At 60.1% G+C, this 11,939-nt stretch carries 4 protein-coding genes and 3 pseudogenes; 3 read left to right on the forward strand and 4 right to left on the reverse strand.

Translation table 11 applies throughout. The features are described 5' to 3' along the window. Positions 1-166, forward strand: a pseudogene (locus H8B02_RS38925) (IS66 family transposase); the annotation flags it as partial. 87 nt (positions 167-253) lie between these two features. On the opposite strand, the pseudogene H8B02_RS38930 reads toward H8B02_RS38925, so the two are convergent. The 3 genes and pseudogenes from H8B02_RS38930 to H8B02_RS48695 all read right to left on the reverse strand — a co-directional run. After that, positions 254-502, reverse strand: a pseudogene (locus tag H8B02_RS38930) (nucleotidyl transferase AbiEii/AbiGii toxin family protein); the annotation flags it as partial. After that, the gene (locus H8B02_RS38935) at positions 499-1,077 is read right to left on the reverse strand and encodes a type IV toxin-antitoxin system AbiEi family antitoxin (RefSeq protein ID WP_312001519.1); all 579 of its coding nucleotides are present in this window, start codon (positions 1,075-1,077) and stop codon (positions 499-501) included. The gene H8B02_RS38935 and the pseudogene H8B02_RS38930, both read right to left, overlap by 4 nt. Further along, positions 1,067-1,357 carry a hypothetical protein gene (locus H8B02_RS48695; protein ID WP_312001520.1) on the reverse strand — a complete coding sequence of 97 codons (291 nt, stop codon included), beginning with the start codon at positions 1,355-1,357 and terminating at the stop codon, positions 1,067-1,069. Before H8B02_RS48695 ends, H8B02_RS38935 begins: the two co-directional genes overlap by 11 nt. 1,889 nt (positions 1,358-3,246) lie before the next feature. Between H8B02_RS48695 and xopAD the strand changes: the two genes are divergently transcribed. After that, on the forward strand, positions 3,247-9,306 hold the full coding sequence (gene xopAD / locus H8B02_RS38945; protein WP_229171033.1) for a XopAD/skwp family type III secretion system effector: 6,060 nt from the start codon (positions 3,247-3,249) through the stop codon (positions 9,304-9,306). 446 nt (positions 9,307-9,752) lie between these two features. Continuing rightward, positions 9,753-10,600 (forward strand): annotated as a pseudogene (locus tag H8B02_RS38950) (IS630 family transposase); the annotation flags it as partial. A gap of 24 nt (positions 10,601-10,624) precedes the next feature. Here H8B02_RS38950 and H8B02_RS38955 read toward each other — a convergent pair. Then, positions 10,625-11,939, reverse strand: a 1,315-nt coding sequence (locus H8B02_RS38955) for a recombinase zinc ribbon domain-containing protein (protein ID WP_229171034.1), incomplete at its 5' end; no start/stop codon positions are given.

An 11,939-nucleotide genomic window follows, 5' to 3' on the forward strand; every position in this document is an offset into this window, starting at 1 on the left:
GAAAACACAACGGGAAAGAAGCGCGGCCGCAGGCCGCTGCCGGCGAACCTGCCGCGTGAGCGCGTCGAGTATGACCTGCCCGACGATCGGAAGGCGTGTCCTTGCTGCCGTGGCCAGATGCATCGCATGGGCGAGGCTTGTCACCGAGCAACTTCATATCGAGGTACCGGACAAGGGTGAAACACAGGCCGACTGCATTCGCCGCTTCCGCCAGCAACATAGTGTCCCCATCCTCAATGCTCTCAAGGTATGGGTCGAGGATCGGGCCGATTGCGCCCGCCGTGGTCCGCACAAGGTCGATGTCCTCCGAATACCGCAGAGGCTTTGGGAAGTGCAGTTTGTTGAGCGCCGTTCCGCCACGGAAGCGAAGCTCTTTGCGCAGGAATGGGTCGTTGAAGAGCTCGACCAGCGCTCGTGCGATGATGAGGTCCTGCTCGACTTGCCGCTGCTCCGCCCACGGCGCATGCTTTGACCAAGCGATGATGTTCTGCGCGGGGATCATTCATCGATCTCCGGATAACGCCGCACTATCACGCGCCAGCGCTCGCTGCGCTCGACAGGCGTGGGTTGCGCCTTCTCATCCTTTCGACGCTCCGGTTCGAGCGTGACCCACGGCATCGTCTCTTTTTCAAAGAGCTGGTTACGAAGCGCATTGGCGCGCTCGGCGTGACCGAGCCGATCAAGCAGATAGCCGACCCGCTGGCCGCAAGCGCGCTCGAAATGCGCCGACATTGCCGCCAGCTTTTGACCATCAATGCTTTCCGCGAGGTCCGTCATGACGGTCGCGACGGCATCGATGCCGCCCGCCACGTGCATGTAACGGAAGAGGTCAAGCGCCGTTAGTTCGGGCCCTGAAATCTTCATGCTGCCCGTATCCGTCTTTCGATCAACGATGCCCTCGTGGACGCTCTCCAGGTCTTTGCGGAAATGGAACGTAACCCAAGAGCGCCCCGCCCGGATCTTGCGGAGTTGCTTGTCTGTCACGACTTGGAATTCCATGACGGCATGATGCGTAGCGCCGTGCAGCTCAGCCGCCTTGAGCAGACCGACATAGTAGGGACGCTCCTCATGCCGCATCAGCGCGTCGATGTACCGGGGGGGGGGGTGGTGGTGCCTCCCAGCTCATGAATTGCGGCGGGACGGCCACGTAGAAACCGTGCCGGGGGTTGAACAGCATGTGGCGTTTCTGGAGCCGCGCGGCGGCTTTGAGGAAGGCAGCCTCCGTGATGCCGAGGGCAGCGATGGCTTCGGCGCGCGTGAACGTAATGCGCCCCTCCGACTGGAGAGTTGTGACGAAGTTCGGGAGACTGGAACCGGCCTGTAGCATCATATTCAAAAATAGGTTATAGATGTCCAATTTTCAATATGATGCTATATCGAGTCATGCAACATATGCATATTTCGGCCCAAAAACGTCCATTTTTTAATATGATCAATAGGCTAGGACTCCGCACATGACTGCCGATCTCTTCACGCACCGATTTGCCTTCGGCGCCGTGCCCTATGACGGCGCTGATCTCGTGCCCTTTGGCGATAAGCTGGCCGCCACCCCCTTGTCCTCTTTATGGGGCTGAGGGCATGGGCCAACCCACAAGATCATCCCGTACGAGAAGCGGCTCGCCAATCGAGTCCACTTTGGGATGGAGCTATCTATCGCGAGAGGCGCTCGCCCGCGCCAAGGCGCAGATGGATGAAGAATCCATGGGCGTGCGCGATGAGATCGGCTTTCTGACAATCCATCAGCGTTATGCCGATCGCTTTTTTCCGGGCACATCGGTGCTGCATAGCTCCGCCCAGACTGCTGTCACTGCCGTGGGTCGCCCCGTCGCTTCCCTGGTGGCCGCTCGGCGGAGATTGGAAGAATGCGGCGGCCGAGCTCAAGCTCCTGATGTTCAGCCGCTTCCGCGCAACGCCGCCCAGTGTCGCTGCACTGCTCAGCTTTGGCGTCGAGGCCCATTGCCTTCCCCGAAAACATGACGGCTATGAAAAGACCTATAGGCGCCGCCGCTTCAAGCTGGCGGCCGTTCCCGGACCCGTTATGGCAGCCTTCCACCCTTCGTCGTGGCTGATCCGAACCGGGCACGGCCATTGGAAATGCCCCACACCGTGTCCGGTGTGAGCAAGAGCTCTGCACGTTGCGGGTCGGCCATCGGTGGACGGCCCCTTTGCCGCGCCAGCGTGCCTCGCCGCTGCTCCGGGAAGGAATCGCACAGAGCTATCCGGTCGGGAATGACGGTTACTCGCTGGCATCCTTGCGTTCGCGGATGGCGAGCCGGCCGGCAACGGGTAAGCGCAGCCAAACTCAAACGGCTTGCAGCGGTTGAGACCGGTTCGACGGCGCCGCTGCTCTGAGCAACGGGATTCTCAGGATCGAGGTTACAAGCGCTCCCGTGAGGTCGCCGTGGCCGCTCAAGCCGAGTGCCGGGGACAAAACGCGATTGTTTGCGGAGATCTGGCGAGCGCTGACTCGATGACTCGATTTATTCGGTAAGCCATCTGTTCATGCCGAGTCAGCTTCCTGGCAAGTCGAGGTTTTCCCCTCTCCGCTGCCGCAAGCGCCAGTCGGACCGAAGTGACGAGCGGACGGCGAACGCAACCGCGACTCCGGAATGACCCCGAATTCGGTTGCGCGCAGGTCAGGTTTACGTCAGGTGCGGGGGATATGATCGATCCCAGAGCGCGTACGTGGCGCAAGAAATTTCCGGTTTGGCGAGTCACGTCAGCGCAGGGTAAGGAGCTGCGCTCAGAGGCGTTGAAACAAAGTCGTTGAGGCCGCCGCGGCAGCACAGTGTGTACCAAACGTTGTAATCGGCGCATTCTCGCTTGCATGGGAGCAGGATTTTGACGGGAGTTGACCGGCGCGGGAATGCGCCAAGCGGACCAGGCGCGCACTGTTCCCGTGGTGAATCAGACCTTGGGGATGGAAGAGATAGTTCGACGTTCAGTTCTGTCGTGCAGCGCTTGCGCTCTGAAAATCGAGATTTAGGAGCCTCATCCGCTCAAATACTATCTTCGGCCGGCGATGTCCGACGCCGCACGCCAGCCGATCCCTCCGTTGATACGCGCGAGGGCCAGGGCGGTTTTCGCCCTTTGCCGCATGGCGGTGCCCCAAATTGGGAAGAAAGTTCGTCGCGTTCCGGAACCGAGGGCCGCGGTGCCGATCGGTCCAAGAGTTCACAACAAAGTATCCCCTCCTTGCACAGACAATCCGTATCCAACCTGGAGCGCGAAACAAAAAGGCGGCGCATGGATAGTGTCGCCACGCAGAGCACGCAAAGTGCAATCTCAGAACAACAATCAAGCGCAGCTCTAGACGCGATTTATTTCGCCCGTGACATTGTTGGATTCTCACGTGCGGTGGTGGAGTATGACAGACGGCTGCAGGCGGCGGGCGAAGGGGTCCATGCAGCCTTCGTGCAAAAGGCCGCCGCCCAGTTCAGACGTCAATTTGTCACGCGCTTCGAGGACGATATCCGTCGCGGGAAATCATGGGGTTACGCTACGGCATGCAATGCAGTAGCTCGCGAGACCGGAGGTCAGGAAGGTGTCGAAGCTTGCAAGGCGATGGCAGCCCGGGTGGCGCGGCTTCATGATGCGTTAGTGCGTGAAGTCGAACCCAAAGCTCTTTCGCTTCTGGCGGCATCATTTGGTCGGTATCCGCTGTCCACGACATGCCGCGAGGGCACGATCAGAATCGCCGAATATTGCCGCGATGAAGGCAGGGCACTTCTTGGGGCGCTGACTAGTCAAAGTCTGTCGTTGCTGGTGAACGGTTTCAGCAAGTGGCCAGGCCGGGCAGAAACTCGTCAGGGCACGGAAGCCGTCGCCCGTGAGGTCCGTCGTCGCGCCGACCGCCGTTTCCAACTCTCCGATTTTGATCAGCAACACGTGGCGAACCTTGTGAACGGTTTCAGCAAGTGGCCAAATGCTGCCGATTGTTGCGAAGCTATGATCGCGCTCGCCGGTGAGATCCTTCGCAGCGACCACAAGCTCTCGCTGCTTACTCGGCAGAGCCTGGCGACATTTGTCAATGGGTTCAGCAAGTGGCCGGAACAGGCAGCGTCTCGCCAAGCCGCAGTCAAAATCGCCGGCGAGGTTCTCCGCCGCGACCGCCGCGGCCGGCTCTCTGAATTCAATCAGCAGGAACTGGCGAACGTGGCGCAGGGTTTCGCCCAATGGCCGGACGAGGCGGCGTTTCGCGAAGCCGCAGGCGCAGTGGCCGGTGAGGTCCTCCGCCGTGACCGCCGCTCCCGGCTCTCTGAAGTTAGTCCGCAGAACCTCGCGATTCTGGTGAACGGCTTCACCAAATGGCCAGAAGAGGAGCGGCCTCGCCAAGCTATCGCAGCGATTGCCGTTGAGGTCAGTCGCCGCGCCGCCCACGTCGGGTTCGGCCTATCTGATTTTAATCACCAGGACCTGACGAACCTGGCGAATGTTTTTAGCAAATGGCCGGACGAGGCGGTCTATCGCCAAGCCACAGCCAAAATCGCCGCAGAACTCTCTCGCCGCGCCCGCGAGCAAGGGCTCACTGATTTTACTCATCAGGATCTGGCGAACCTGATGAACGCGTTTAGCAAATGTCCGGACGATGCGGACTATCACCAAGCGACAGTCGCGATCGCCAGCGATGTCATTCGCCGCCTCGCCCAACTCTCTGAGTTTAACTTCCATGACCTGATGCACCTGGTGAATGGTTTCAGCAAGTGGCCACAACAGGCGAACTGTCGCGAAGCAACACTCGCGATCGCCGATGAGATCTTTCGCCGTGCCGACCGGTTCTCTCATCTTACGCCACGGGCGCTGGCGATATTTGTGAACGGGTTCAGCAAGTGGCCGAAACAGGCGGCGACTCGCCAAGCCACAATGGCGATCGCCAGTGAGGTCATTCGCCGGGCCCGTACGGAATTCGGGCTCTTTGATTTTAATCACCAGGATCTGGCGAACCTGGCGAATGGTTTTAGCAAATGGCCGGACGAGCCAGCTTCTCAGCGAGTTACAGGTTTGATAGCCAGGGAGATCCGTCGCCGCGCCTCCTGGCTGTATGATTTTACTCTCCAGGACCTCGCTAATCTGGTCAACGGTTTCAGCAAGTGGCCGGAATCGCCGGATAATCGCGACGCCACATTCGCGATCGCAGGCGAGGTCCTTCGCCGCGCCGTACTCTCTGATGTTACCCCGCAGCAACTGGCGAACCTGGTGAACGGCTTCAGCAAGTGGCCGGACGGGGATGACTGCCGCAAAGCCACGATCGCAATCGCCGTGCAAGCCGGTCAGCGCCTGCTCTCTTTCGCTCCGCAGGTACAGGCGACCTTGATGAACGGGTTCAGCAAGTGGCCGGACGAGGTGGCGTGCCGGCAGTCCACGATGGACATCGCGCGCGGGTTGGGTGCTCGAGGGCAAAGATTGGGTGCGTTCACCACGCCTCAGCTCAGTATGCTCGCGAATGCTCTGTCGCGAACGATCATGAGGGCAGAGGATACCGGAGAGATTACGGACGCTGCTCTGGCGAAGGATCGGTTGCACAAGCTCGCTCACTATCTGCACTATGATAATGATCGCCTGGGGCAGGCTACCGTACTGCATATCACAAGCATTTTCAAGGCGCTGGGTAAGGCTCGGCTGTTTGATGATCTCGGTTTGCTCGCACCGACGGGCTTGAATCGGCTCTCGGAATTGCGTCAAGCCCCTGATTTTAGTACCCGGAACGATCTGGAAACCATGGGCAATCTGTGTGCTGCTCTGCTGCCGCTGGCGCGCAGCCCGCAGAACCCGCTGCGCCGGCACCGCAGGCAGGCCCTCAACCTGCTCAACGAGCTGCAGCCTGTGGTAGAACACAAGATAGAGGCGCATCTGAGCGCAAGAGACGCCGAGCGGACCCGTGGGCCGCTTGCAAGCCGCCGCCCCGCTTTATCGATCTATCAGACGCTCAAAGCTCGCGCGGTCCTGGAGAGATTGTTCAGGCGACCGTATGTCGAGGGCAACAGGCCCGAGTTACGGATCAGGCAGGAAGAGCTGCAGCATGGGACCAGAGAGATCCTGGCTGGCGCGCGCGACCTGATTCAAGGCGATCTTTCCACCATGAGCTGGAACCTGATCGCGCAGATCGAGTCGGACAGTCCAGTGGATGCGCTGGACTTCTTCATGGAGCAGGATCCGGCGGCGATCCGGGCGCAACATCCTGCGTCGGTCTTCGACGTGCATCAGGTCTTGCGAGCCATGGACCACGCCCCGAGGTCTCCGCAGGGCGAGGCGGGACTGATGCAGCTGCCGGTGGTGGACATGCAGGGTCGGCCGGTGGCCACGGACCCGGAGAGACGATATTCGATTTTTCATCGCCTGACCTCGGGGGCCTTGCCCGTGGTCGCAGTGCAACTGCCAGCCCCCCCGAGCGCCTTCATGTTGGCGCGTACTGTGAGCGTCGCGGGTGTGCCGTACCGCATGGACCTGTTCGGCGGCAGCAAGTTAAAGCCGCCGCGATTGACCGTGTCCCAGATTGCGGCGCGTGCTCCAGGCGAGCCACCGAATCGTGGGGGAAAGTTGCTGGCGATTCCTTATGCCGAAACCGCAGCGGGCACAGCCTTCGAGCAGCTGTGGCGCGCTTGGGCGCCTTTCAAAGAGGCCTATTACTACACCCAGCGCAGGGGTTTTGCGGCGCCTCCAACGATCAAAGGTCTGTCTCCTCACGACTACGCGCTGGAAGGCGCCTTCAAATTGGTGCTACTGCCGGACCGCCCTGCCAACCAGGAGCATCCCTTCAGGTTGATGGGGCCGGACGGCCCCATTGCATTACGACCGCATGACGGCTGCGGCTTCATCAGGGCCTCGCTGGCCAGCCTTATGCCGGCAGTTCGTCGGGCCGGCGAGCGGGAAGGTTCTGACCGGGTGCTCGCCTTTGGTGAGGGAAGGAAGTCAGCCCTGCCAGTTTCGGCAATGCAACATTATCCGCGCAGCGAGCTAGTGGCAGATGAGGCGCGCGAGAGGGCCAGGAGCTGGCTTGAGAGCCGGGAAGGGCAAACGCTGACGTCCGAGGAGCTGTTTCGCACCGTGACGGCCGCAAACATCAATGGTCCGGGCGCTGTGGCCGTCCCGTCCGCTGATGGCTGCCTCCATGTGCCGACGCTCAAGAGCGAAACGTTGAGCGGTGGTGGCGTGCTGGTCGGGCGGTCTCCTTATGACAAGCCCAACCTTCGCCCGTTCGCCCCCGACCAGGTCAGGTTGTCCGCTGATGGGGACGCGACTGCGTCGTTTCTCGATCATTGCGTGACGATGCAATACAGTTTCAATGTCGCCCAGAAGTCGGGGAACGAGTTGGCAGCCGACGATCCGACCTTCTTTGCCAAAGGACTTCTGATCGTGGTGCCGGATGAGATGTGGCCAGCCGACTTCGCCGGCCGTGGGCTGGTGATGTCTGCCGAGGACGTGAAGTGCCATTCGAGCTGGACCAAACGTAAGGACCGCGTAAAAATGGACACACCGGTCGACTGCGTCGGCATCCTCCAGGCGACCGAGTTGTTTGCTCCGGGCTCGCTGGTTGCCGTGCCACCCGGTGAACAGAAGAAGCTTGACGGCGACTTCGATGGGGATAGCATCGTCATCATCGGCGACCGGCCACAGCTTTACGAGCATGTCAGGCAATTCGATCAAGAGGAGCAAGCTCGCCAAATGGGCTCGCTCAAGCCGCCAAAGTCGCACACACCGGCGATCGAGGATGGTCGCTACAAGTTCGGTCGCGGCAGCCAGATCCTCGCCGCCACACGGAATGTTCTGGAAATCTATACCGGCCTGCAGCGAGGCTTTCTGGCTCAATCCCATGAATGCCGACAGTGGTTTGCCGAGCGTGCCGTCTTCGGCACGTACGAAGGAATTCACCGCGAGCTCCAGCGAGACATCCGTCACCTGCTAAGCCAGGAGCAGATAACTGGCCAGGATGTCCAGGACAGGCTCGAGAAGGCGAGACGTGAAATTGATGTCGCCAAGCATCCGGTCGCCCACGAAATAGCCGAATTGGTCGTCGCCGATCTCGAGGCGTGGACGACGAAGCAGGATGAAAAGATCCTGCCCGATACAGTCGAAAGCGTGAGCGAGACAGGCCTAAGGGTGAGCCCAGCACTCTCCGAGATTTTCCCGGACCTGGCGGAGGCCTATACTGCAACTCTTCACCCGCGAGACCGCCTCGAGCTCTTGCTCGACCACTATCCTTCACGCATCGATCTCGGGTCGAATCCGTCACGCATCGATTCAAGACCGGATGGTTACGATCCAGACGACCTCATACAAAGCGCAAACAATCTCTTGAGCCTCGGCATCAAGGTCGGAACTGACGCCTACAAATCCGACACTGGTGCCTACGCCTTTATGTTCAAAAGCGTGCACCTTCAGCGCCTCCTGCAAAAGACACCGGGGTTGAAATCAGTAGCTTACACGAAGAGCATCGCGGCTACCCTCAGCCAGGGTCTGTTCGATGTCGATGCGAGATTGGAGGATCTCAAGGACAATCCGACGCTGGCGGCTTCAGTCATGCAAGCCGCGATCAAACTTGCTGCCGAGCGAGGCGTTCTGCCTGAACCCAAGGCCCGAGGTCTTGCTGCCGATGATTCCGTCAAGACAATCACATTGACTCGCGAGCAGGCCGCACAGCGCGCCCAAATGGAGGTTTCCCGCGCTCAAGCTCAAGAAAAGGATATCACCCTAATGGCAAACTCGGTTGCTGAAGCCCTTAGGAAAGCCGACATCAAGGTGAAGATGCCTCATTTGCGTTGGGCCTTGAGATCGATAGACTCGATGACGGACCAGCTCATCGGAATGCGGGCCCCGATTGAGGCCGGCGCCCAGCTGATCAGCAACGCTGTACGCCACGTATTCGAACTCCCTGATGAGGAATTTGCACGTGCCTTCAAGAAAGCCATTCTAAGCTTCGACGAGAGCGGCTATCTCGAGGTCAGCACGACCAACTGGTTCAGGGCGCGATCGCCGACCTTCGTCGGCATCAAGACTGTGCTGGCCACGCCAGGGGGCTACTGCTTCGAGGTGGAGTTCCACACGGCAGACAGCTACAAGGCCAAGATCGACAATCATGACACGTACAAGGAACTGCAGAGACTGCAGCGAGGGAGCCGAGAGCCTTTGGATCAATCCATAGCCAAGCCACTCCTAGAGCGCGTGCGACAGGCCTGCAACAAGGTTGCCATACCCGATGGGATCATAGAGATTCCTCACTGGGAAGCCGACGCGGATAGTACAGTTGGTGGCAGCCTGGTTCCTCTGCTGCAAGTGGACCCGCCGAGACGCACGGCGCGCCCCCGATGACAGCAAAGATTCTTGACACCCCGAGCGCGCGGCCGATCGTTCTCGTCGGCATGATGGGTGCCGGCAAATCCAGCCTTGGCCGTGCACTCGCCAAGGGACAGGCTGAGAGTTCGTCGATTCCGATAAGGAGATCGAGGCGAAGGCCGGTAAGTCCATGACCGAGATTTTTCGCTGAGGCAAGCCATGCGCATTTCGGGAATTTTGAGGTGAATGAGATCAGGCACTCGCTCGAACAGGGCCGGCGGTGGGTGGAACCTGTGGTTGAGGGTTCATGATCGAGGGAGTCCGGCATCATACCGGGAGAAAGCGGTTTCGATCTGGCTCAATACCAAGAGGACGTGATTAGGCGGGACCTGAGGCACAAAACCAAGCGTCCGAAGATGCAAACCGCCGACCAAGACTAGTACCCACTTTTCTTGGATCGTGAGTCGTGATTCAAGATATGAATGATCCCCGAAGCAAGAGAAGTCCACCTTTCGCAGAAAGATCGCAAGGTGCTTGAGGCGTGTTGGCGCTCGCCGGTGACGTTGCAGCGCGATTTGAAGCGGGTGCGGATAGTTCTGTTGGCGGCGGAGGGGCGTAGCACCCGCTCGATCGCCAAGGAAGTCGGAGTCCAGCCGCGGATTGTCAGCCTTTGGCGGCGCCGCTATGCCGATCATGGCCTTGAAGGGCTGCAAGACAAGCCGCGGCCCGGCAAGCAGCCATCTATACGAAGGCCACCGACAAGCGGATTCTGAAGCTGCTGGATAAGCCGTCCCCGCAAGGATTTGCGCGCTGGACCGGCCCTCTGCTGGCCGAGGCGCTGGGTGATGTTGACGTCCAATATGTCTGGCGGTTCCTGCGCAGCCACAAGATTGACCTCGTAGCCCGCAAGTCCTGGTGCGAGAGCAACGACCCGAACTTTACGGCCAAAGCCGCCGATGTTGTTGGCCTCTATGTCGCCCCGCCCGCGAAGGCCATTGTGCTATGCGTGGACGAGAAGCCCTCGATCCAGGCCTTGGAGCGAGCGCAGGGTTATCTGAAGTTGCCCAATGGCCGCGCCTTGACCGGCCAGAGCCACGATTACAAGCGGCATGGCACCACAACACTGTTTGCGGCCCTTGAGGTCGCCACCGGAAAGATCATCGCGACGCATTCAAAACGTCGTCGCCGCGTCGAGTTTCTCGATTTCATGAACAGCATCACCGCGGCCTTTCCGGGCCGAAAGCTTCACGTCATCCTCGACAACCTCAACACCCACAAGAAAAACGAGCCTTGGCTCAAGTCAAGTCAGGTCCCGGTGTCACAATGGCATGACGTGATTGCCGAGCCGATGACTTCATGATGCCTCCTTCTTCGAACGCTTGGTGCGTCGTACCCGGTTGCGAAGCTGGGTAATTTGTTTGTCTGAGAGCTCGATCTGCCATGGCTGGCCTTTGGCCAACTGACGACCTACCAGCAATCCGCGCGCAAGATAATCGAACACCGTCTGCGAGGTTACACCAAGCTCGGCCGCAGCGCCCTGAATCGAGAAGCTACCGTCAGGCCAGCGCATCGGATTCTTGTCCACGCCGTTGATTTTGATGGTGGGAATGCCCCAGCGGGTACGCAACAACCAGACGTTCTCGCCTTTGAAGGCGCAGCCTCGGGCCGCGACGAAGCCTTCCTGATTGAGTATTGCCGCGATCTCGCCATCCATTTTGTGTTCAGCATTCAACTCGACGATCCGTCGCCGCAACCGATCAATGTCGATGTAATCGCGGTAGGTGTGAACGCGCCGTTGTACGTGATGCTCGCTGGTTGCGCCGGTCTGCCAGACGATCTTGAGCCACACCTGACCTCGGGTCCGCTTCTGATCAAGAACGACTTCGCGGATGACAAATCGTAGAATGCGCTTGCGATCGGCTGCCGACGTGGTGACCGTATTCCAAATCCGCGGCAGGTTCTCGCCGAGCGCTTGTAGCCCAGCGCGTTCCGCCGGGCCAATCAGAAGCGGCTCTTGTACGCGCCAACGCGCATGCTGCTGCTCGACCGCCTCGACGACACGCAGCTTCTCTTCCCAAGCCCGCTCAAGTGAGCGCGCCACAAGACGGTTCTCGGGTTCTACGGCGTCATACTGACGCCGAGCGCGCTCGGCCTCGTAGCGGGCGCGCTCCACGCGAAGCGCCCACTGGCGCTCGAGCTGACGGTTCTCCTGCTCCAGTTGGCCCGCCGCCGCGAGTGCGATCTCAATCTGATCCGGCACCAGGGCATCGAGGACCACCCGCTCGACCAGCGCGTCAACCGCCAAGGCCCGGACTTCCTGACACAATGCAGTGCCTTGCTGGTCCCGATCCGAGCGGCAGCAATAGACCGGATAGTCGGCATTCGGGCCCGTGTAGCGCATGCTCATGCGCCGTCCGCAGCGGCCGCAGATCGCAATTCCTTGTAACAGGGCTGCCCCCTTGCGCGGTACGCCAGAATGTCCTGCCTCATAGCGGAAGACGTTATCCGCCAGTCGCCCCTGGTTGGCCATGAACTCCTCCCAGCTGATATAGCCTGGGTGAGCGGCGTGGAGGCAAACCGCCCAATCCTCAATCGCCACCTTGACCGTTCCCGTCAGCGATCCCGGCAGGCATCGGCTCGGATCCTTTTGCCGGCGGCCATAAACGTAC

This window comes from Bradyrhizobium altum, assembly GCF_020889705.1.
Classification (GTDB): domain Bacteria; phylum Pseudomonadota; class Alphaproteobacteria; order Rhizobiales; family Xanthobacteraceae; genus Bradyrhizobium; species Bradyrhizobium altum.